Source organism: Flavobacterium sp. FlaQc-57, from assembly GCF_044007395.1.
Lineage (GTDB): Bacteria > Bacteroidota > Bacteroidia > Flavobacteriales > Flavobacteriaceae > Flavobacterium.
In genome coordinates, this window is the sequence record NZ_JBIPDA010000004.1 from 183060 (window position 1) to 205891 (window position 22832).

Genomic DNA, 22832 nt, shown 5'->3' on the forward strand with positions numbered 1-22832 from the left:
CACTGAATACTGTGACTTAAATTATTCGCCATAAACTTCTCCTCGATGTGGTTTCAAAGCATCTCTTACCTGAATCATATTTTCATCAGTAACAACCATAAAAGCAATAGCCTGCATTTCGTTTATGATTTTGTAACCTGTAATATTTAGAGGTAATTTTTCTATTGTGATATACTCTTTTAAATGAATTTCATGATGTTCGGCAGTTTTTGCAGAAGCTGGACCACGAAAATCCCAAATCAATTTTATTTTTCTAGACATTTTTTTTAAAGGTGCAAAAGGTTGAGAGGAACAAAGGTACAAAGTCTATTTTTAATAAAAGGTTCTGAGATTCTAAGTTTTTTTCTGTAGAGGTGCACTGCAGTGCGTCTAACACTGTGAAAAGAAATCTCTTTAATCCAAATAATCTGTGGCTAAAAATAAATTAAGAGCAAAATCTGCTTAGATCTGTGTGAAAATTTAGAGTAAAGATAAAATCTCATTTCAAAATGTTATTTTTGCATGTTCTTTTCATAGATAGAAAAGCTAATTGAATAAATAAAATAAAATGCCAAGAGAACTTTTACTTCAGGTAACGCCAGAAATAGCTGCAAACGAATTGTTGCTTAAAGACTATTTGTCTAAACAAATAAAGGTTTCTCCAAAGGAAATTCAACATATTTCTGTTTTAAAACGATCTATTGATGCGCGTCAAAAAGCGATAAAAATCAATCTGAAAGTAATTATTTATTTGCAGGGTGAGCCATTTCAGGAAACCAAAATAGAACTTCCTATATATAATGACGTTTCTTCGGCTCAGGAAGTTATTGTTGTTGGTGCTGGTCCAGCCGGACTTTTTGCTGCTTTGCAATTAATTGAATTAGGCTTAAAGCCAATAGTAATTGAACGTGGAAAAGATGTTCGTGGACGCCGACGCGATTTGAAAGCAATAAACGTAGAGCATATTGTAAATGAAGATTCGAATTATTGTTTTGGAGAAGGCGGAGCAGGAACCTATTCTGACGGGAAGTTATATACGCGTTCTAAAAAACGTGGTGATGTTACCAGAATATTAGAGCTTTTAGTTGCTTTTGGAGCTTCTGAAGATATTTTGGTGGAGGCGCATCCGCATATCGGAACTAATAAATTGCCAAAAATTATCGAAGATATTAGAAATAAAATCATCGAATTTGGAGGTAAGGTTTTGTTTGACACACGAGTAACAGATATTCTGGTAAAAAATAATGAGGTTGAAGGAATTGTAACTCAAAACGGAGATACCATTCTTGCTAATAAATTGATTTTAGCCACAGGACATTCGGCACGAGATATTTTTGAATTATTAGATAAGAAGAAAATTTTTATCGAAGCAAAACCTTTTGCATTAGGAGTTCGTGCAGAACATTCTCAACAATTAATAGATAGTATTCAATACAGTTGTGATTATCGTGGAGAACATTTGCCACCGGCACCATATTCTATTGTAAAACAAGTTAACGGCCGCGGAATGTATTCATTCTGTATGTGCCCGGGTGGAGTAATTGCGCCTTGTGCAACGAGTCCTGGTGAAGTGGTTACAAACGGCTGGTCGCCATCTAAACGTGATCAGGCTACAGCAAATTCCGGAATTGTAATCGAATTAAAATTGGAGGATTTTAAACCTTTCGCCAAATTTGGTGCTTTGGCCGGAATGGAATTCCAGAAAAGTATTGAACAAAAGGCATGGCATTTGGCTGGAGGAACTCAAAAAGTTCCTGCACAGCGAATGGTTGATTTTACTCAAAATAAAGTGTCATCAGATATACCTAAAACTTCATACGTTCCTGGAACAACTTCGGTTGAAATGGGACAGGTTTTTCCAGGATTTTTATCGCAGATTTTGCGTGAGGGATTTAAAGAATTCGGAAAATCAATGCGTGGTTATTTAACTAATGAAGCTATTTTACACGCCCCGGAAAGTAGAACTTCATCGCCAGTCAGAATTCCGAGAGATCCAATAACTTATGAGCACTTACAAATAAAAGGTTTGTATCCGTGTGGAGAAGGTGCAGGTTATGCAGGTGGAATTATATCGGCTGCAATTGACGGTGAAAAATGTGCTTTGATGATTGCGGAGACTTTAAAATAATAGGGAAATGAAAGACTTCTTCTCTAATTTTTTCGGTAGAAATAACAATCCAAAATCAATTGTATCTTATGATGTAATAGATACTATTTACACCCATTTGTATAATGAGAACAATAGTTTTGAATTCAAAATGAAAGGAATTCATGATACGATTTCTGTGAATTTGTATTCGTTTCCAACGTCATTTGATCATGAAGAAGGAAAAGTTGAAATTAAGAAAAGTGGTTTTAGTAATGCCTATGAAGTATTAAACGAATTGTATAAAAAGATGAATATAGGGCCAATTTCTGAAGAGCAAATGCTTCAGGAATTAGAATACGATTATATCCATATTCAGTTTTTTTCGGAACCAACTCCGGAAATGAAAAAACATCTAAAACATGTTTTGCATAATTTTATCATTTTCTTTTGTTGTACTAATAGTTTAGAAACCAACGATTTTAAAATTCTTTACAACAATAGTTATTTTCTGGATTATACAAGAGGAATTTTAGAAGCAGAATTTATTGATATAAATGAACCTAAAAACGATATCCAAAAAATAGGATTTAAAGAATTTGAAAAGGTTTTGCAGGGTATTTGTCAATATTTAAAAATAGAACTTCCTAAGAATGTTGAACTTCAATCAAACGATAATTTATTATCCGAAGAAATTGAAGTGACTCAGGCAACTTTTGAAGAGTTTATAAAATTAGTTTCGCGAGGAAATGTCGATGAAAAAGTGCTTCAAAAACAATCAAAAAAGCTTGTAAAGAATTTTAAAAAAGAAGCAAAAGAATATCACGAGATTATTGAGGGACATTTTGTTTTTTTTGAAAATATAGACTGTTGGGACAGTGATTGGAAATTTGATCCTGAAGATGCTGAATATTTCATTTCAGAAATGATCGGTGAAGATTTGAATTTCGAATACCCTGAAGAAACGTACAGCCATGATTTGTTTCCTTATATTCAAACGGCTTTGGCAAAACGTAATCTTGAATTAATGACGTATGATACGCACGGTGATAATTATATGTTTTTTGTTGTCAATAAAAATGATGTTGGCAGAATCTTAGAATTATCGGAATTGACGAAGATTGAGATTAATCAGTTGTAAGCTCAGTCTAGCTGCAATCTTGTCATTTCGAGTAACAAGAAATGACAAACTATAAGGTGAAAACTGAGACTGAAACTACATTTACGGAATCAAAATAATTTTCCCGGTACTTTTTCGGCTTTCCAGATAATCGTGCGCCAAATTTCCTTCTGATAATTTAAAAGAAGTGGGTTCTGAAAGTTTGATTTTTCCGTCAATAACCCAATTAAATAATTGATTGGCTCTTTTGATTCTTTCTTCTTTAGAATTTAAATAGCTCCATAAATCACCGCCAGTTAAGGTTTTTGAAGTATCCATTAACATTCTTGGATCAACGGGTTTTGGATCGCCACCTGCCATTCCAAAGAAAACGACTTGACCACATTCTTTTGTTGCTTCAAAACTCTCCATTAATGTACTTCCAATGCTGTCATAAACAACATCGACGCCATTTGGAGCTGTTTTAAAAATTTGCGATTTCCAATCGTCACTATAAAGAAAAACATGATCTGCTCCCTGTTCAATAGCAACTTTAGCTTTGTCTGATGATGAAGTTAAACCGATAACATTTGCACCTAAAAGTTTACTGATTTGTGTCAGGATTTGTCCAACGCCACCTGCAACTGCATGAATTAATACAGTTTCATCTTTTGTGGTTTTATGGCTGTCTGTCGCTAAATAATGCGCGGTTAAACCTTGTAATAAAATTGAGGCAGCCGTTTCGAATGAAACAGCTTCCGGTAATGGTAAAACGTGATTTGTATTTACTGCAACCAGTTCTGCATTTGCAAATGGAACATCGGCGAAAGCGACACGATCTCCAACTTTATATTCAGGATGATTATTGGTGTCGACAATGATTCCTGCACCTTCATAACCAGCAATAAAAGGCGGATTCCCTTTTAAATGATAGTTTCCTTTTCGTCTGTAAACATCGGCAAAATTTAATCCGATGGCTTTCATTTCAACTAAAATCTCATCATTTTTTAATTGCGGATTTGGGATTTCGATATATTCCAAAACATCTGAATTTCCAAAGGAAGAAAAGGTAAGTGCTTTCATGAGTAAATTTTTAGAATTACAAAGTAAATGAAAAATCAGTTTAAGTTTATTGGCTTTTTGTAAACGGTACAAAAAACCTCGTTTAAATTTAAACGAGGCTCTTTATTTTATTCGAATTTGTATTGTTTTTTGTAAAGCAGGTAACTTTTAAATGTTTGATAAATGCTTGTAAAACTGGTAGTTGATAATAGTAGAACGGCAATCATATTTTTATATGAAAAAGTCATATTTACAAAATGTCCCGAAATTTTTACGTAGAGCGCTACTAACATATATAAAATAAGAATACTAAAGAAAATCATCCATAAAAAGAAGCTTATTTTAAATAGTTTATAGTATCCAATTGCAGTAATTAGTAAAAACAGTGAGCCAAGTGCAAAACCATGTTTGATTTCAAAAAAGTAGCCAATTAATGGAGATAATGAAAGAATTGTTATAATTGAAAAGGAGAATATAAAAGAAAAAGATTTTAAAATATCACTTTTATGAATTAGCGGATAATAGTTAAAAATCTCATTTTTAATCTCGTCTAAAGTAAAACCTTTAGCTAGTAATTGTTCTATTGTTTCTGATTGTGTGAAACCAATATTTGCGTAGGTTTCAGTCTCTTTTTTTAATTTTGAAAAGTCTTCCATCAAGGTTAAAATTATATTTTAGGAAATTTCATTTCATTGAAAGTGCTTTTTTCTGCTGCGAGTTTTTCAATATCCTGCCATTTTCTTGGTGAATCAGCAGATAGGTTTTCGTACGAATCTTTTTTGATTGCAATATCGTCTTCGATGCGAACGCCAATATTCCACCATTTTTTATCGCATTTACTACCTGCCGGAATATAAATTCCAGGTTCAACCGTTATGACCATGTTTTCTTTTAAGGCACTTTGCGGGCCTTTGAAAGTTAATTTGTCGTGAACATCCAGACCTAGAAAGTGAGAACATGAATGCGGATAATAAAGTTTTACATCTTTTGGATCTGTTATGATTCCGAGTTTTATTAAGCCCTTTGCTAAAACGTCCTTAGCTGTATCGTTTAAATCTATTAGAGGTGTTCCTTCTTTACAGATCTTAAAGACGGCTTCTTGGGCATCATAAACCAATTGATAAATTGCTTTTTGTTCTTCTGTGAATTTTCCGTTTGCGGGAATTGTTCTGGTAACATCGGCAGAATAGCCGTGATATTCAGAACCAACATCCATTAGTAATAACTGATTGTCTATTTTAGTGCTATTATTTTCTTCATAATGTAAAATACATCCGTTGGCACCGGCGCCTACAATTGGCGCGTAACCTTCGCCTTCGGCACCATACCTTCTGTGAATATAGGCATGAATTCCTTCGGCTTCATTTTCGCCCATGTCCGGACCAACCGCTTTCATGACTTCGTTGTGCGCAATACACGAAAGTTTTACAGTTTTGCGCATTAATTCCATTTCTTCAGGAGTTTTGATTTCTCTCAGTGAGTTTGTAATGTCTGCGAAAAGTTCGAGTGAAGTTTTATCGTCTGCCGTAATTCCAGCCTTGTTTTTAAAAGATTGAAGTAAGCCAAAAAGATCAAAACCACTTTGATTTCCTTCCAGATCTGTTGGGATTTTATCGTAAATGACTTTGTTGAATTTTTTAAAATTGATGTCAAAATTTTTAAAGTCTTTTCCGTTGTAAACGGTTGTAAATCCTAGTTGAGATTTAACGCCATCAATGCCTAATCGTCTTCCGGTCCAGGTTTCTTTTTTTGCGTCTCTTTCTCGGGTAAAGAATACTTCATTGTAGGTTTCTCCGGTTCCCTGATTTTCTTTAAAAATCAACAAAACAGCATCTGGTTCTTTGTAACCGCTTAAATAATATAGGTCTGGATTTTGATGAAATTTGTAATTCATGTCATTAGAAAATACTCTTTCAGGATATGAAAAAATTACCGCTACAGAATTAGCAGGCATTAGGTTTCTAAATGCTTCTCTTCGATCTTTGTGAAATTCTTTGGACAGATAATCGGTAGGTAGATTTTCTTGAGATTGTGCTTGATAAATTGTTGTAAAGAAGGCAAGTAACAGTAATAATTGCTTCATTTGGTGGTTTTTGGTTGATTGTTTTTGTTTTTTGATCAGTGCAAAATACGAAAAATTTGAATTGGTTTTTAAAAAAGAGTTTGCCGCGATTTTTACAAATTACAATTCTATTTTACATGAAAAATTACTGGAGAATCATGTAATTCTTGGCAAAAAAAAACACAAAAAAACCGTCCATAAAAATGGACGGCAAGCTTGAATTAACAATTATATTAACCTATTTCTTTTTTAATTTGTCTTTAAATACTTTTTCGAATTTTTCTATTTTCGGCTGAATTACCATTCTGCAATAAGGCTGGTTTTTGTTGTTTGCATAGTAATTCTGATGATCATCTTCGGCTTTATAAAAAGCTTTAAAAGGCTCAACTTTTGTCACAATCGGATTGTTATATACTTTCGCTTTGTTGAGTTCAGCAATAATACTCTGCGCGGCTTTTCTTTGTTCCTCGTTTTTATAAAAAATTACAGAACGATATTGTGTTCCAACATCTGCGCCTTGTCGGTTTAGTGTTGTTGGATCATGAACAGTAAAGAAAACTTTGAAAATTTCATTTATATCAGTTACGTTTTTGTCATAAGTAATCTGAACTACTTCGGCGTGTCCGGTTGTTCCGGTGCAAACTTCTTCATAAGTAGGGTTCGCAACGTTACCTCCGGAGAAACCGGAAACTACAGATTTCACACCATCTAAATTCTCGTAAACGGCTTCAACGCACCAATAGCAACCGCCGCCAAGGGTAATAGTTTCGAAATTTGAAGTTTTTTTGTTTTGCGAAAATCCGCTTAAGGATAAGGCAAAAATGCAAATTAGAAATATATTTTTCATGTTTATATTATTTATTATCAGGAACAAAGTCAAGAGCGATCGAATTCATGCAATAACGCTTTCCGGTTGGCGGAGGCCCGTCATCGAATAGATGGCCTAAATGTCCGCCACAGCGACCGCAAAGAGCTTCAGTTCTTTCCATTCCGAGTGAATTATCTTCTTTGTAAATAATACTTTTTTTGTTGTCTTGCTCAAAAAAACTTGGCCATCCGCAGCTGCTGGCGAATTTGGCCCCAGATCTAAATAGTTTGTTGCCGCATGATGCGCAATAGTAAGTTCCTTTTTCATCGGTATTCCAGTATTTGCCTGTAAAAGGTCGTTCTGTATCCGCATTTCGCATTACATCATATACATCTTCGGGCAATACCTTTTTCCATTCAGCATTTGTTACATTTAGTTTCGTAGTATCTGTATTGGAATAATAGGGATTTCCGGGTTTGCTTATTTTGTTTTCCATTACAACAGTTTTAGATGGTAGTTTTTTTGTGTTTTGGCCACAGGCCTGCAGGATGAAAAGTGGTATTAAAAAGCAAAGGCTGAAAAATTGATTTTTTGTTTTCATTGTTTTAAGTGCTTTATTTCAGTATTTCAAAGGTACGATGAGTTTTGGCTTTGAAATATCGTGTCGATTACAATTCAGTTTTTTTTAAGTATGTTTTAACTTTTCTTATTTACGTAAAATAAGGGTTTGCAGTTTTTAGAGCTTATTTTTAAAGGTTTTTCGAGATTAATTAAAGTGTATTGTGTTGTGAGTCAGTTTTGTATAAAATGCAATGGTCGTTAAATTTTTCACAATCTCTTCTAGGATTTTCAAGCCATTTCTTTTTTCGTATTTTTGTTTGTACAAAACGCCGTATGATAGAAGAAAACGTAATATTAGTTAATCAAAACGATGAGCAAATTGGTTTAATGCCAAAATTAGAAGCACATGAAAAAGCGGTCTTACATCGCGCTTTTTCGGTTTTTATTTTAAATAGTAAAAACGAAATGATGCTACAGCAAAGAGCTCATCAAAAATACCATTCACCTTTACTCTGGACAAATACATGCTGTAGCCATCAACGCGAAGGTGAAACCAATATTGAGGCCGGAAGTCGAAGATTGTTTGAAGAAATGGGATTTAAAACTGAATTGAAAGAATTGTTTCATTTTATTTATAAAGCTCCTTTTGACAATGGTTTGACAGAGCACGAACTTGATCATGTTATGATAGGGTATTACAATGATAAACCTGAAATTAATACTGATGAGGTGGAAGATTGGAAATGGATGAAAATAGAAGATGTAAAAAAAGATATTCAGAAACAGCCCGAAATTTATACCGTGTGGTTTAAAATAATTTTTGATGAGTTTTATCATTATTTAGAAGATCACAAAATTTAAACCAGACTAACCAACAACCTAATGAAAGTAACCATATCAAGAAAAGCACATTTTAATGCTGCACATCGATTGCACAGGAAAGATTGGACATTTGAAAAAAACGATGCTGTTTTTGGAAAATGTAATAATCCCAATTTTCATGGTCATAATTATGGTTTAACAGTAAGTGTTACAGGAAAAATTGACCCAGAAACCGGTTTTGTTTTAGATGTGAAAGTATTAGCGGATATTATACGTGAAGAAGTAGAAATACCGTTTGATCACAAAAATCTGAATCTGGATGTTCCGGAATTTCAAGATTTGAATCCAACTGCTGAAAATATAGCTGTTGTGATATGGAATAAAATTAGAAAAAGAATTCAGCCCGATTTTGACTTAGAAATTGTTTTGAATGAAACGGACCGCAATTTTGTAACTTATAAAGGAGAAGAATAAATGTCATTAAAAATAGGAGATATAGTTCCGAATTTTACTGCGAAAGATAGTCATGGAGAAGTTTTTGAAAGCCAAAGTATTTTGGGTCGAAAGCCAATCGTGATTTATTTTTACCCAAAAGATAATACGCCCGGATGCACCACAGAAGCCTGTAGTTTTAGAGATCAGTATGAAGATTTTAAGGATCTTGGAGCTGAAGTTATTGGAATAAGTAGTGATAGTGTAAAATCGCATCATAAATTTGCTAACAAGCATAAATTGCCTTTCATTTTACTATCAGATCAAGATAAAAAATTACGTCATCTTTTTGGTGTACGCGATACATTATTTGGTTTGTTGCCAGGAAGAGTAACTTATGTTATTGATAAAAATGGTGTTGTTATTTTAATTTTTGATAGTATGAATGCCGCAAAGCACATTCCGAAAGCAATGGAGACTATCAAAGAATTAGTATTGTAGAACAAAATAATAGTATTAAAGCTGTATAAATTAATTAAAGATATTAGTTAGAAAAAAATGAGTGCAAAAACATACCCTTTACAATTTGAGCCAATTCTAAAAGAAAGAATCTGGGGCGGAGAAAAACTTAAAACAATTCTTAATAAGCCAATTACTTCAAAAATAACTGGTGAAAGCTGGGAATTGTCAACTGTTGAAGGTGATGTTAGTATTGTAGCTAATGGAGCTTTGAAAGGGAAATCGTTGATGGAGCTTATTGATGAAACACCAAATGAAATTTTAGGAACAGAAGTTTATAAGCGTTTTGGAAAGCAGTTTCCTTTACTGTTTAAATATCTTGATGCGCGAGAAGATCTTTCGATACAAGTTCATCCCAATGATAAGTTAGCAAAGGAACGTCATAACTCATTTGGTAAAACCGAAATGTGGTATGTAATGCAAGCTGATGCTGATTCGAGAATCATTGTAGGTTTTAAAGAAAATTCCAGTAAAGAGGAATATTTGAAACATTTAAATGATAAAACTCTGGTTTCTATTTTAGACGATGTTAAAGCAAAGTCCGGAGATGTTTTCTTTTTAGAAACAGGAACGGTTCATGCTATTGGTGCCGGATTGGTAGTGGCTGAAATTCAGCAAACATCAGATATTACGTATCGTTTATACGATTTTGATCGTAAAGATGCGCAAGGCAATACAAGAGAACTTCATGTAGATTTAGCTCTTGACGCAATTAACTATAATAAGGTAGAAACACAAAAGAAATACGAATCGAAAGCTGATACGTCAAATTCTGTGGTGGATTGTCCTTATTTTACAACTAATTTTATTCCGTTAGAAAATAGAGTAGAGGTAACGAAAACAGGAAAATCTTTTACCGTTTATATGTGTGTTGAGGGAAGTTTTGAAATTGAGTACGATGGTTTTAAACAATCTTATATGAAAGGTGATACTGTTTTGGTTCCGGCTGAGATAAATGAATTTATTTTGAGCGGAAAAGCTTCAATTTTAGAAATTTACATTTCATAGCACTTAATCTAAAGATTATGTGTACTTTTGCAGACGCAAATTAAAATAAAAATAAAAATGGCAAACGTTAAAAATTTAAAGAAAGACATCAACTTCGTATTAGGAGATATTATTGAGGCAATTTACTTATTTGAAATGTCTACTACAGGAAATCCTACTCCAGAAACGAATGCTTTGATCGATCAGGCTATTGCTGCATTTGATTCTTTGATCACAAAAGTGAATGCTAAGAATGTTGAAAACAAAAAAGCGCACTTCAAACAAATCAATGTTGAATTGGAAGAAACTGCTAATCAATTGATTGCTAAAATCAACGAATTGTAAGCAAAAAAAAGTATAAAAAAGTGCAAATTTATTTTGGAAAAACGAAAATCCGCTTTATATTTGCACCCGTAATGAGTCGCCAGCGTAGCTCAGTTGGCTAGAGCAGCTGATTTGTAATCAGCAGGTCGTGGGTTCGAGTCCCTCCGCCGGCTCAACATAAAACCATCACTTCGAGTGATGGTTTTTTATTAAAATAAGCAGTAAATTTATTTTGGAAAATACAAAAATCCATTTTATATTTGCACCCGTAATGAGTCGCCAGCGTAGCTCAGTTGGCTAGAGCAGCTGATTTGTAATCAGCAGGTCGTGGGTTCGAGTCCCTCCGCCGGCTCAACGTAAAACCATCACTTTTAGTGATGGTTTTTTTTTTTTTTTTGAGTAAATAGAATGTGAAATCTTCTTTTTAAAAATCTAATTCTACTTTATGAGAACTTCGAAATACTCAATCTGTTTGCCTACCGAATTAATAAATTGTAAAATAGAATTTAACATTTTTAATTTGTAAAAAATATTGCATTAATTTTCTTATGTTTGCTGCTTAACCAGAAAACATATTACAATGGAAGAAACTTCAGTTTTTGAAAAATTTGAGTTGCAGCTCGATCAAACTGCGAAAGACTTTTTAAAAGAAACCGCTAAATGGGCTTATTTTCTATCAATCGTAGGATTTGTAGGGATTGGACTTATGCTTTTAGTTGCAGTTTTTGCAGGAACCATTTTTGCGTCTATGGGAAGTGCCATGGGGGGAGCATTTGGAGGTTCTTTTGGAGCGGCAATGGGATTTGTCTATGTTTTTATTGCTGCCGTTTACTTTTTCCCTGTTTATTATTTAAACAAATTTTCTGTAAACGCTAAAAGAGCATTTAGAGATAATGATTCAGAGGCATTAAGTAATTCTTTAGGTTATCTAAAATCACATTATAAGTTTATAGGTATTTTTATGGTGGCTATTTTGGCATTGTATGCACTTATATTTGTATTTGGTATTATCGGTGCTTTGTTCGGTAGATAGAAAAGTACAAGCTGAATTTTAAACTCTGAATTCCGATTCATTTTGTGAAATTAGAATGTAAAGTTTAGAATTTTACTCAATAAAAAAACGTCCTGAATTATTCAGGACGTTTTTGTTTTGGGTTCAGTTTTTTTGAAAACTATTTTTGTGGCTCTTTCTGTTGCTCTTTTTTAATATCTGCAACATATTTTGTTAGCTTTTTTCCGTAAAGAGAGTTGGCTACTTTTGGAGTCATCGATTTTTGAATTGTATCAAGGAACTTGATATTGATGTCGTAAATTTCAGCCAAGGCAATATAAGGCGCTATTTCGTGATCTTTATTGTTTAAAGCAAAGTTTGTAGCGTACAAGTATTTTCTTTTAATATTAGATTCTTGTTTCGCATTTATACTGTCAAGCGCTTTTTGATCTTGTCTCTTCATTGCTTTAAATCTTGATTCAACCATAGAAAGGCCTTCTTCATTAAAACGAGAGTTTATTTTTCTGTATTCATCGTATAATTCCTGATTTTTAGATCCGGTAATTTTAGCACTATAGATAAAGTTATCTAAGTTGGTGTCAATGTTGATGTTTCCAGGTTCTGCAAAAAATAAAATATTGTTATCCATTGAATTTGTTACACCTCGGTCCAGGAATAAATAAAGCATTTCTGGAGATTCTAGTTTGATGTCTCTCTCGAATGAAGAGTTTCCATCGATTTTAATACTGTCAATAGCAACAAGCGATGTATCAACTATTCTTTGGATATATAAAGTTCCGTTTTTTAATCCTTTAATATTTCCTGTAATGTGTAAGTTCTCAGTTGATTCTTTTTTGCTGCATGATGCTAATAGTGCAAGTGTAACAAAAGCAATAATTGATTTTTTCATTGGTTTTTAGATTTTGCTGCAAAATAAAGAAAATAGTTTGAATGTAATGATGTAGTGTTTAAATTTTGTAAAAAAATAAATCCCAATCTATTTCTAAATTGGGATTTGTAATTTTTGGAGAATAATACGGTTACATTACTAAGTTATAAGTTGTTCCGTTTTCATGGGTATAGGTGTATTTGCTGTCGCAGTCATTGTTTCCGTAATCAACAACTCCGTTTAATAAGCCGCCTTGAACTTTTAATTTTCCTTTAGAAATAAAGTCGCAAGAATACTTTTTGATTAATGATTCTTGAACTGTTAAAGTCAATGTTGTGCCATTTGCTGCTGTTATAGTATGGCTTCCTTCTGTCATTTCGTAAACATTATCACTTAAAATATAAGGAGTGTCAACACCGGCAGTTTGTTTTACAGTCCATGTTCCGGAATTTAGATAAACTCTGCCGGCTAAATCTGAGAATTTTCCGTTAGTCACTTTTCTGCTCCATTGTGGAACCGTCGGAATAGTTGTTGAATTTGTGTATTCTATTGTTCCTTCTAATTTTATTCCATTAATTGAATAATCGATTCTTTCAATAGTCATTTTACTTCCGGTTGTAATTACCGGACCCGAAAGAGTGATCTTTAGTTTTCCTTTTCTTGTCAAAAGATTGTCTGTGCAGCCGGCTGTTCCATAATCTATCGTAAATATTTTTGGATAAGAATCAGCATTTTGCTGGGTAACGGTAATCGTGGCGCAAATGCCAGGTGTAGTTTCCGCATTTTTTGCAGTAGGAGAAGTTTTTGATGTAACAAGTAATCCGGTTTTAATGTCCATTTCGTTTGCAGCGTCAATTGCTATAGAAGCTCCAACAGATGTTACGTCAGCTTGATTACTTGTGTCGTCGTTACTAGAACATGAAACATAGGTTAGTCCTGTGGCACAAATTGTTAGTAATAAAAAAACAGTTTTTTTCATAGTAGTTTGGGTTTTTGATTAGGTTAATAGGTCAATCAAATGTAATAAAAAAAATGAATTGTAATAAAAAAATCCTGTAAGCTAGGCCTACAGGATTTTATAACATATTTGTGATTCAAGAAATTATTTAATCATCTCAAAACTTCTTTTTACAAAAGCAGTTAAAGCTTCTCCTTTTAGTAAGTTTTGTGACAATTTAGCTAAGTCTAAAGCTTGTTTTACCAAGTGCTCCTGATGTGTTTTGTCTTCAGTATTCAAAATACTAGTGGCAAGATCAGAGTTGGTGTTTACAACCAGGTTGTACATTTCCGGCATATTTCCCATTCCGAACATTCCGCCACCACCAGACTGACTCATTTCTTTCATTCTACGCATGAATTCAGGTTGTGTAATAATGAAAGGAGCAGCTTGACTATCCATAGCTTCTAATTGTACAGAGTATGCTTTTGGAATGTAAGCTTCCAATGAAGTTTTTAATGTTTCTTTTTCTTCATCAGATAATTTAGAAATCGTGTTTTCGTCTTTTTTGATTAAGTTATCAATATGATCAGAATCTACACGAACAAAAGTTACATCTTTATTGTCACCTTCAATTTTTTGAATCAAATGTGAGATAATTGGTGAATCTAAAAGCAATACTTCGTATCCTTTTTCTTTTGCTGTTTCGATGTAAGAGTGTTGTGCCTCTTTGTTTCCAGCATAAAGAACTACTAGCTTTCCGTCTTTATCAGTTTGGTTCTCTTTTAGTTTTTCTTTTAATTCTTCTAAGGTAAAATAAGTGTCATCTACAGTCGGGTATAATACAAAAGCACCCGCTTTTTCGTAGAATTTATCTTCAGAAAGCATCCCGTATTCAAGAACGATTTTAATATCATTCCATTTAGCTTCAAAATCAGCACGGTTTTCGTTGAATAATGCTTTTAATTTGTCTGCTACTTTACGTGTAATGTAGTTTGAGATTTTCTTAACTGCACCATCAGCTTGTAAACCAGAACGAGAAACATTTAACGGAATATCCGGTGAATCGATAACTCCTTTTAGCATTGTTAAAAATTCAGGTACAATTCCTTCTACGTTATCTGTAACGTAAACTTGGTTTTGGTACAATTGAATTTTGTCTTTTTGAATTTGCATATCTGAACCTAACTTAGGGAAATATAGAATTCCAGTTAAGTTAAACGGATAATCTACATTCAAATGTATGTGAAACAAAGGATCTTCAAATTGCATTGGATACAACTCTCTGTAGAAGTTTTTATAATCTTCATCAGATAATTCAGTTGGTTGTTTAGTCCAAGCCGGATTAGGATTATTGATGATGTTATCAACTTCAACAGTTTCGTTGATATAATCTTCAGGAGCATCTTCCGGTTTTGGAAGTGTTTCTGTTTTTGTTCCGAATTTGATTGGAATAGGCATAAACTTGTTATACTTGTTCAATAACCCGCTAATTTTTGAATCTTCTAGAAATTCAAGAGAATCTTCAGCAATATGCAAAATGATTTCAGTACCACGTGAAGTTTTGTCAGCCGGTTCTAAAGTGAACTCAGGGCTTCCGTCACATGTCCAGTGTGCTGCAGGTTCATCTTTATATGATTTTGTGATGATTTCTACTTTTTCTGCAACCATAAAAGCAGAGTAAAAACCAAGACCAAAGTGACCAATAATTCCAGAATCTTTAGCAGAATCTTTGTATTTGTCTAAGAATTCTTCAGCTCCGGAAAAGGCAACCTGATTGATGTATTTTTCAACTTCATCAGCGGTCATACCTAAACCTTGGTCGATAATATGGATTTTTTTCCCTTCTTTATCAACTTTGATTTCGATAACGGGATTTCCGTATTCTACTTTAGCTTCGCCAATGCTAATAAGGTGTTTTAATTTTAGAGTAGCATCGGTTCCGTTTGATACAAGTTCACGCAAGAAAATTTCGTGATCGCTGTATAAGAACTTTTTGATTAAGGGAAAGATGTTTTCTACTGAAACATTAATTTTACCTGTTGTCATATTTTTTAATTTTTTAGTTTAATGTGATGATTTTCATTCCTTCAAATAGAATACCAATTGTTTTTTGGGTGACAAAATGACCGAAGTGTTAATTTTGAAAGAAAATAATTAGATTCTGGAACTGAAGATGTTTCTTTGAATCGTATATTTGTGGTATAATAATTGTTAAACGAGTAAGTATTAACTTAAATAATGTACAAAATGAAGAAAATTATTTTCATTTGCATGATCGCCACGATGTTTTTCGCGTGTAAATCAGCTTCGTCTACAACTGCTTCAACAGAAGCACCAACGCTTTCGACTAAACTTGATAAATCGACTCAAGTAGCGCTAAAAGGTAATTGGGTTCTTACCAATGTGTCTTATCCTGGTTCTGAGTATATCAAAGTAAATTCATTTGATCTTGCTGATTCAAAATGTTTTATTGGTAGTACTTGGAGTTTTATTTCGAATAATAACAAGGGATCAATGGCATTGACAGCGCCAAGTTGTACTTCGTTTTCTTCTCCGATTGTTTGGAGTATCAATAATCAAGGTATGTTTATACTTAAAATTCTTGATGCTGGTGTAAAAGCAAAAAAAGTAAGAGATGGATATTTACTAAAAGTTGCAGGTATTACTGAAAGTTCTTTTCAGTTAGTTGATAACATTAATGTAGGAGGACAGGTTAAAGATGTTACTTACCAATTTCAAAGAGCCAATTAATATTAAAAATATATAAACATGAGAAAGATAACCGTTTTAAGTTTGAGTAGTTTACTTGTATTAGTAAGTTTCTTTACAAGTTGCGATTCAGTAAAAAATGCAAATAATACACAAAAAGGAGCCGGAATTGGAGTAGTTGCCGGTGGTCTTATTGGAGGTATTTTAGGAAATAATTTAGGACGTGGTGGAAATGCTGCCTTAGGAGCTGCAATTGGTGCCGCTGTAGGTGGAGGAACTGGTGCTCTTATTGGAAATAAAATGGATAAACAAGCTCGTGAAATTGATCAGGCTTTACCAGGTGCTGATGTTGAAAGAGTTGGAGAGGGAATTCACTTGACTTTAAATGAAAACTCTGTTCGTTTTGATACTAATAAATCAACTTTGACTGCACAGGCAAAAGCTAATTTAGATAAATTGGTTCCTGTATTCAATGAGTACGGAGATACTGATATTCAAATTTTTGGTTACACTGATAGTACAGGAAAACCAGAATATAACTTAACACTTTCAGGACAAAGAGCTGCTTCTGTGCAAGCTTACTTAGTTTCAAAAGGATTAAAAGCAAGCCGTTTCAAAACTTCAGGTTTAGGAATTGCTGATCCTATTGCAACAAATGATACTCCTGAGGGAAGAGCGCAAAATCGTCGCGTAGAATTTTCAATTACTGCAAATGATAAAATGGTAAACGACGCTAAAGCTCAAGCTGGAAAATAGTTTTCAAACGCAATAAAATTTCTTAAAAGCTGTTTCATAATGAAGCAGCTTTTTTTTTGACTTTAGAAATTAAACATTGTAAATTTGCCCTTTCAAATAGAACACATGCTCGACATTCAAAATATCTCTTTTTCGTACACCGAAAACCCTGTTATAAAAAACGTTTCTTTTACTATAAACAAAGGCGAAAATATCGCTATTATTGGTGAAAGTGGCTGCGGAAAAAGTACGCTTCTTAAACTTATATATGGCTTGTATAACTTAGATGAAGGCAAAATTTTTTATAATGAAAAGCCAATTTTAGGCCCCAAATACAATTTAATTCCCGGAATGCCTTATATGAAATATTTGGCTCAGGATTTTGATTTGTCACCATATGAAACTGTTGCTGAGAATGTTGGTAAATTTCTTTCCAATGGTTTTGCGAACATGAAAAAACTTCGTGTTCAGGAATTGTTAGAAATGGTCGAAATGGAGCAATTTTCGAATGTAAAAGCTAAATTTTTAAGTGGAGGACAACAACAAAGAGTTGCGTTGGTAAGAGTTTTGGCTCTAGAACCGGAAGTGATTTTGCTGGATGAGCCTTTTAGCCAGATTGATGCTTTTAGGAAAAATGCCCTACGCAGGAATTTGTTTCGCTATCTAAAACAAAAAGGAATAACTTGTATTATAGCAACACATGATAGTACAGATGCGCTCTCGTTTGCTGATGAAGCAATTGTAATGAGAAACGGAGGGTTGATAGTTAAAGGTAATCCAACAAAAATATACGAAGATCCTGAAACTAAATATGTGGCTTCGTTATTTGGAGAAGTAAATGAAGTGCCAACACATTTATTGCTTTCTTATGAAGATCAAACGCATAAAACACTAGTTTATCCGCATCAGTTTAAAATGGTGTCAGAATCAAATTTACCGGTAAAAATTAGAAGAACTTATTTTAGAGGAAATCATTTTTTAATTGAAACGGTTTATAAAAGGCAACTAATATTTTTTGAAAGTGAAATTGATTTACCTCTCGAACAGGAAATATTCTTAGGATTAAACTATCTTTAATTAGAGAATGTGTCAATTAGAGAATTTTTTTAAAAAGTAAACCCGACAGATATTGAAATCTGTCGGGTTTATTTTTATACTGAATTTGGGGTAATCTAGTTTTTTAAATACTTTTCTAAAAATTGATCTTGTTCCCAAAGTAAGTGTAAAATGTTTTCTTTGGCAACATAACTGTGAGCTTCTTTAGGTAAAATCACCATTCTTGCATTTGCTCCCAAGCCTTTTAAAGCCTGATAATAACGTTCTGTTTGCAAAGTAAAAGTTCCAGGATTATTGTCAGCTTCACCATGAACTAATAAAAGAGGTGTTTTCATTTTGTCTGCACTCATGAATGGAGACATTGTAGTGTAAACTTCAGGAACTTCCCAATAGTTACGTTGTTCGGTTTGAAAACCAAAAGGAGTTAACGTTCTGTTGTAAGCACCACTTCTGGCGATTCCGCAAGCAAAAAGATTAGAATGAGTCAATAGATTTGCTGTCATGAAAGCTCCGTAAGAATGTCCTCCAACGGCTACTTTTTTACGGTTAATATATCCCAGAGCATCAACAGCATCAATTGCAGCTGCAGCATTGTCTACTAATTGAGAAATAAAATTGTCATTTGGTTCTGTCTTTCCTTCTCCAATAATAGGAAAAGCGGCATCATCTAAAACAACGTACCCTTTAGTTACCCAATAAACAAATGATCCATAATAAGGAAAAGTGAATTCATTTGAGTTTTGAGTCGATTGTCCCGCACTGTTTCTGTCTTTATATTCAGCTGGATAAGCCCAAATTAATAGAGGCAGTTTTTCTTTTTTTGCTTTGTCATAACCTGCAGGTAAATATAAAGTTCCTGAAAGTTCAACGCCATCTTTACGTTTGTATTTGATTACTTCTTTACTCACATTTTTAATACTTTCAAATGGATTTTTGAAAGAAGTAATTGGCGTTAAGCTGTTTTGTTTTTTAATATTTCTAAAATAATAATTTGGATATTCACTCTTAGACTGAATCTGAACCAGAACTTTGCCGGTTTTAAAATCTTCGATTTCTAACAAATCTTCTTTTTTATCTTTATAAGTAGAAGTGTAGATACGTTTTGATTGTAATGTTTTTAAATTGAATTCGTCAATAAAAGGGAATTGTCCTTCTTTTGTGTATCCGTCACCAATTCGGTAAGCATTGTCTTTTTCGATCGCTAAAACATTTCTATTGTATTCATTCTTTTTAGTCTCAAAAGTTCCTGGATCTGAATAAACATCTTGTTGATTTCTATCTGTAATTACTTTTGGCTGCTGCCCTGAATTTGACGGATTGATTAAATATGTTTTAGTGTTACGAGTATCATACCATTCGTCAGTAATAAAAGCAATATTATCGTTACCCCAAGTAATATAGCTATAGCGTTGAGGTAGCTTTACTAATGTAGTTGCATCATTTGTAAAAGGAGCCTCCCATAGAAAAACTTCATCTCTAAAATCTACTTTATTTGAAGGGTTACCCTCATCTAAAGCTACAACATAAGATAAAGTTGCCGGTTTGTCATTTCTCCAGCTCATTTCTCTTTTTCCTTTTCTAACAGCCATAAAACCTTTTGGGATTATTTCATTTAAAGGAACTTCGTTAACGATTTTAATTTCTTTTCCTCTCGCATCATAAACAACTGTTCGAGATGGAAATCTATTAAAAGGGACAACATATGAAAATGGCTTCTGAATAGTCGTTAACATTACGTAATTACCATCAGGAGAAAATCTTTCCCCTGCGTACATAGCAGCTTCTTTAAATAATGTTGCAGTTCCGTTTATATTGATTTTATATAATTCAGATGTAATAATGTTTTCAAAATTAGTTTCGTCATTTTTGTTTTTCAACATATCTGGATACGTTCTATTTTGAGATTTTTCTCCAGAAGTATTAGATACAATTGGACCAGTTGGTAAATCTTTTTTAGCATCTAACAAAGCAGGTCTGTTTTTTGGCAACATTTTTACCAAAATCGTTTCGTTATCTGAAAGCCAGGTAAACGGATTTCCAAGATTTGCATTTACAGTGGCTTCTGTAAGTTTGTTGGCTTTTGCAGTTGCAACATCTAGTACCCATAGTTCAACACCTGAGTTTGTAGTATGCGAAAACAAAATTTTCTTGTCATTTGGAGACCATAGAATATTGGTGATTTTAGGATTATTAGGCAAACCTGAAACCTGAATTTCTTCCTTACCACTAATTTTTCTTAATTTAAGATTGATTGTGTAAGTTGCGGTGCTTGAAATATTTGTTACAGGATTAATTCTCAATCCACCTAAACGAAGTTCTTCCTGATTTAAATCGTCTAAAGTTTTGTATGTATTTCTATACATCAATAACATATTCTCTTTTTTTGTATCCATAGACACAGTTGGAGCTCTTTCGTAATCTGCTAAATCTAAGATAGATTTAGATGGTTTTTGATACGTAAGATTTTCTTGAGCAAAGGCAAAAAAGCCAATATTTAGAAATAAGAGTAGTGTAACCTTTAATTTCATAATTTGAATTTTAGGGGTTTAAAAAATGGTTTTCATAATGTTTGACTAAAGTACTTCAATCTTGTTACATTTTATGCGTTATTTTTCATACTTTTCATTGTTTAGGTATGAAAACTGGTTTTTCGAAATGCAAATGATCGTAATTCGATGTATAATTGAAGTATATTAAATTGTCAATTACGAAAAAAACACTAATTTGGACGTTAATGTTTTAAAGTATACTTAAATTTGCATTCCAATTTTTTAACAAATAATAAAAGAATATGTATCATTCAAAAATAGCGGGCTTAGGATATTATGTTCCTTCAAATGTTGTGACCAACGATGATTTGTCTAAGATTATTGATACCAATGATGAATGGATTCAAGAGCGAACTGGAATTCAAGAGCGCAGACATATCATTCGTGGAGAAGACACCACAACTACAATGGGAGTAAAAGCAGCTAAAATTGCAATAGAACGTTCTGGCGTAGCCAAAGAAGATATTGATTTTGTAGTTTTTGCTACATTAAGTCCGGATTACTATTTTCCAGGTCCCGGAGTTTTAGTACAGCGTGATTTGGGATTAAGAACTGTAGGAGCATTAGATGTAAGAAATCAATGTTCTGGTTTTGTTTATGCAATTTCAGTTGCAGATCAATATATTAAAACCGGAATGTATAAAAACATTTTGGTGATTGGATCAGAAGTGCATTCTACAGGATTAGATATGACTACTCGTGGCCGTGGAGTTTCTGTGATTTTTGGTGATGGAGCAGGAGCGGCAGTTTTAAGTCGTGAAGAAGATTTGACAAAAGGAATTTTATCGACACATTTACATTCAGAAGGACAACATGCCGAAGAATTAGCTTTGCAGGCACCAGGAATGGGAGCACGTTGGGTAACTGATATTTTAGCAGATAACGACCCGAATGACGAAAGTTATTATCCGTATATGAATGGACAATTTGTATTTAAAAATGCAGTAGTTCGTTTTGCAGAGGTAATAAATGAAGGTTTAGAAGCAAACGGTTTACAAGTTTCAGATATTGATATGTTGATTCCGCACCAGGCAAATTTGAGAATTTCGCAATTCATTCAGAATAAATTCAAATTGAGTGATGATCAAGTTCATAATAATATCCAGAAATACGGAAACACAACTGCAGCCTCTATTCCAATCGCTTTGACGGAAGCTTGGGAGCAAGGAAAAATCAAATCAGGAGATACAGTTGTTCTGGCTGCTTTTGGTAGTGGTTTTACTTGGGCGAGTGCTATTATTAAATGGTAAATTAATTCATCTTGCATTATATTTCAAAGCCTGCTCTTTTTTAGAGCAGGTTTTTTTATACTTTCGTATTGGATTACTTCGCTTTTTGTCATTTCGACGTGAGGAGAAATCACACTTCTGACTCGGCAAAGATTACGGATTTTGATTGTGGAATTTCTGTTGTGATTTCTCCTCACGTCGAAATGACAAACTAGTCAGTCAGGAATGACAAATTGTGAAAAAAATAAATTATAATGAAAAAAAATCAACTTGAAATAGCTTGTTTCAATTACGAATCGGCGGTAATTGCTCAAGAAAGTGGTGCAGACAGAATTGAGTTATGCGCAAATATGCAACTCGGAGGAACAACACCAAATGCAGTTTTGGCAGTAAGAGTTCGTGAAAAATTATCAATTAAAATGCATGTTATAATCAGACCTCGTGGAGAGGATTTTGTTTATAATGATGAAGAATTTGTCGAAATGAAACAAGACATAAAACACTTGAAGAAATTAGGTGTTGATGGTTTTGTGTTCGGTATATTAAATCCTGATGGGAGTGTCAATAAAAAACAAAATCAGGAATTAGTTGATTTAGCGACTCCGCTTTCATGTACTTTTCATCGTGCATTTGATGTGGTAAATGATATTGAGCAATCTCTTGAAGATGTTATTGAATGTGGTTTTCAAACTATTCTAACTTCTGGGAGAGGGAAAAATGTTGAAGAGGGAATTTCAGATTTAGAAATGATTCAGAAGCTAGCCAAAGACAGAATCGAAATTATGCCTGGAGGAGGTTTGCGATCTTCAAATATTAAATTATTGCAATCAAAACTAGAACCAACATTTTATCATTCGTCAGCTATAACAGATAATACTGAAACCGCAAATCCGGAAGAAATTAAAGAATTGCGAAATTTTTTATAAATCGATATAAAAATAAAAAAGCCTGGAGTTGGCAAACTCCAGGCTTTTCTTTTCTACAAGAACTATT

General features: G+C 33.4%; 23 protein-coding genes and 2 tRNA genes. 15 read left to right on the plus strand and 10 right to left on the minus strand.

The window, feature by feature from the left end:
* Window positions 1-21: 21 nt before the first annotated feature.
* Window positions 22-261, minus strand: coding sequence for a hypothetical protein (locus tag ACHRVZ_RS14260; RefSeq protein ID WP_395423247.1), 240 nt, complete (start codon window positions 259-261; stop codon window positions 22-24).
* 286 nt (window positions 262-547) lie between these two features.
* On the opposite strand from ACHRVZ_RS14260, the gene ACHRVZ_RS14265 reads away from it, so the two are divergent.
* On the plus strand, window positions 548-2107 hold the full coding sequence (locus ACHRVZ_RS14265; protein ID WP_395423248.1) for an NAD(P)/FAD-dependent oxidoreductase: 1560 nt from the start codon (window positions 548-550) through the stop codon (window positions 2105-2107).
* 7 nt (window positions 2108-2114) lie between these two features.
* Window positions 2115-3206, plus strand: coding sequence for a hypothetical protein (locus tag ACHRVZ_RS14270; protein ID WP_395423249.1), 1092 nt, complete (start codon window positions 2115-2117; stop codon window positions 3204-3206).
* A gap of 81 nt (window positions 3207-3287) precedes the next feature.
* Here the strand turns inward: ACHRVZ_RS14270 and ACHRVZ_RS14275 are convergent, their stop codons facing one another.
* The 5 genes from ACHRVZ_RS14275 to msrB all read right to left on the minus strand — a co-directional run bounded on the left by ACHRVZ_RS14275 (window position 3288) and on the right by msrB (window position 7697).
* Window positions 3288-4247, minus strand: coding sequence for a quinone oxidoreductase family protein (locus ACHRVZ_RS14275; RefSeq protein ID WP_395423251.1), 960 nt, complete (start codon window positions 4245-4247; stop codon window positions 3288-3290).
* Window positions 4248-4354: 107 nt separating this feature from the next.
* Window positions 4355-4882, minus strand: coding sequence for a hypothetical protein (locus ACHRVZ_RS14280; protein ID WP_395423253.1), 528 nt, complete (start codon window positions 4880-4882; stop codon window positions 4355-4357).
* 11 nt (window positions 4883-4893) lie between these two features.
* The gene (locus ACHRVZ_RS14285) at window positions 4894-6309 is read right to left on the minus strand and encodes an aminopeptidase P family protein (protein WP_395423254.1); all 1416 of its coding nucleotides are present in this window, start codon (window positions 6307-6309) and stop codon (window positions 4894-4896) included.
* Window positions 6310-6526: 217 nt separating this feature from the next.
* A complete protein-coding gene (msrA, locus tag ACHRVZ_RS14290) occupies window positions 6527-7135 on the minus strand; it encodes a peptide-methionine (S)-S-oxide reductase MsrA (RefSeq protein WP_395423255.1) in 609 nt (202 codons plus the stop codon).
* Between the two features lie 7 nt (window positions 7136-7142).
* The gene (gene msrB / locus ACHRVZ_RS14295; protein WP_395423257.1) at window positions 7143-7697 is read right to left on the minus strand and encodes a peptide-methionine (R)-S-oxide reductase MsrB; all 555 of its coding nucleotides are present in this window, start codon (window positions 7695-7697) and stop codon (window positions 7143-7145) included.
* 293 nt (window positions 7698-7990) lie between these two features.
* Here msrB and idi point away from each other — a divergent pair, with 293 nt between their 5' ends.
* From idi to ACHRVZ_RS14335, 8 genes are all read left to right on the plus strand, one after another.
* On the plus strand, window positions 7991-8518 hold the full coding sequence (idi, locus tag ACHRVZ_RS14300) for an isopentenyl-diphosphate Delta-isomerase (RefSeq protein ID WP_395423259.1): 528 nt from the start codon (window positions 7991-7993) through the stop codon (window positions 8516-8518).
* A gap of 21 nt (window positions 8519-8539) precedes the next feature.
* A complete protein-coding gene (locus ACHRVZ_RS14305; protein ID WP_395423260.1) occupies window positions 8540-8953 on the plus strand; it encodes a 6-carboxytetrahydropterin synthase in 414 nt (137 codons plus the stop codon).
* On the plus strand, window positions 8954-9412 hold the full coding sequence (locus ACHRVZ_RS14310) for a peroxiredoxin (protein WP_041516341.1): 459 nt from the start codon (window positions 8954-8956) through the stop codon (window positions 9410-9412).
* A 57-nt stretch (window positions 9413-9469) separates the two neighbouring features.
* Complete coding sequence (locus tag ACHRVZ_RS14315) at window positions 9470-10438, plus strand: type I phosphomannose isomerase catalytic subunit (RefSeq protein WP_395423261.1); 969 nt, start codon at window positions 9470-9472, stop codon at window positions 10436-10438.
* A gap of 57 nt (window positions 10439-10495) precedes the next feature.
* Complete coding sequence (locus tag ACHRVZ_RS14320; protein ID WP_132036441.1) at window positions 10496-10762, plus strand: hypothetical protein; 267 nt, start codon at window positions 10496-10498, stop codon at window positions 10760-10762.
* A gap of 78 nt (window positions 10763-10840) precedes the next feature.
* Window positions 10841-10914 (plus strand) — tRNA-Thr (locus ACHRVZ_RS14325).
* 105 nt (window positions 10915-11019) lie between these two features.
* Window positions 11020-11093 (plus strand) — tRNA-Thr (locus ACHRVZ_RS14330).
* Window positions 11094-11321: 228 nt separating this feature from the next.
* The gene (locus ACHRVZ_RS14335) at window positions 11322-11774 is read left to right on the plus strand and encodes a hypothetical protein (protein ID WP_395423262.1); all 453 of its coding nucleotides are present in this window, start codon (window positions 11322-11324) and stop codon (window positions 11772-11774) included.
* A gap of 139 nt (window positions 11775-11913) precedes the next feature.
* Here the strand turns inward: ACHRVZ_RS14335 and ACHRVZ_RS14340 are convergent, their stop codons facing one another.
* The 3 genes from ACHRVZ_RS14340 to htpG all read right to left on the minus strand — a co-directional run bounded on the left by ACHRVZ_RS14340 (window position 11914) and on the right by htpG (window position 15607).
* Entirely contained in the window at window positions 11914-12642 is a 729-nt protein-coding gene (locus ACHRVZ_RS14340) for a DUF4369 domain-containing protein (protein WP_395423264.1), read from the minus strand.
* A gap of 130 nt (window positions 12643-12772) precedes the next feature.
* Window positions 12773-13600 (minus strand): hypothetical protein, encoded by an 828-nt coding sequence (locus tag ACHRVZ_RS14345; protein ID WP_395423265.1) that lies wholly within the window; start codon window positions 13598-13600, stop codon window positions 12773-12775.
* Window positions 13601-13723: 123 nt separating this feature from the next.
* Window positions 13724-15607 carry a molecular chaperone HtpG gene (htpG, locus tag ACHRVZ_RS14350; RefSeq protein WP_395423266.1) on the minus strand — a complete coding sequence of 628 codons (1884 nt, stop codon included), beginning with the start codon at window positions 15605-15607 and terminating at the stop codon, window positions 13724-13726.
* Window positions 15608-15808: 201 nt separating this feature from the next.
* Between htpG and ACHRVZ_RS14355 the strand changes: the two genes are divergently transcribed.
* The 3 genes from ACHRVZ_RS14355 to ACHRVZ_RS14365 all read left to right on the plus strand — a co-directional run bounded on the left by ACHRVZ_RS14355 (window position 15809) and on the right by ACHRVZ_RS14365 (window position 18082).
* Window positions 15809-16312 (plus strand): hypothetical protein, encoded by a 504-nt coding sequence (locus ACHRVZ_RS14355; RefSeq protein ID WP_395423267.1) that lies wholly within the window; start codon window positions 15809-15811, stop codon window positions 16310-16312.
* Between the two features lie 18 nt (window positions 16313-16330).
* Window positions 16331-17026, plus strand: coding sequence for an OmpA family protein (locus tag ACHRVZ_RS14360; protein WP_395423269.1), 696 nt, complete (start codon window positions 16331-16333; stop codon window positions 17024-17026).
* A gap of 105 nt (window positions 17027-17131) precedes the next feature.
* A complete protein-coding gene (locus tag ACHRVZ_RS14365; protein ID WP_395423271.1) occupies window positions 17132-18082 on the plus strand; it encodes an ABC transporter ATP-binding protein in 951 nt (316 codons plus the stop codon).
* Between the two features lie 95 nt (window positions 18083-18177).
* On the opposite strand, the gene ACHRVZ_RS14370 is transcribed toward ACHRVZ_RS14365, so the two are convergent.
* Window positions 18178-20589, minus strand: coding sequence for a prolyl oligopeptidase family serine peptidase (locus tag ACHRVZ_RS14370; protein WP_395423273.1), 2412 nt, complete (start codon window positions 20587-20589; stop codon window positions 18178-18180).
* A 263-nt stretch (window positions 20590-20852) separates the two neighbouring features.
* Between ACHRVZ_RS14370 and ACHRVZ_RS14375 the strand changes: the two genes are divergently transcribed.
* Both ACHRVZ_RS14375 and ACHRVZ_RS14380 read left to right on the plus strand, forming a co-directional pair.
* Window positions 20853-21860, plus strand: coding sequence for a 3-oxoacyl-ACP synthase III family protein (locus tag ACHRVZ_RS14375; RefSeq protein ID WP_041519914.1), 1008 nt, complete (start codon window positions 20853-20855; stop codon window positions 21858-21860).
* Between the two features lie 233 nt (window positions 21861-22093).
* Window positions 22094-22765 (plus strand): copper homeostasis protein CutC, encoded by a 672-nt coding sequence (locus tag ACHRVZ_RS14380; RefSeq protein ID WP_395423275.1) that lies wholly within the window; start codon window positions 22094-22096, stop codon window positions 22763-22765.
* Window positions 22766-22832 lie beyond the last annotated feature (67 nt).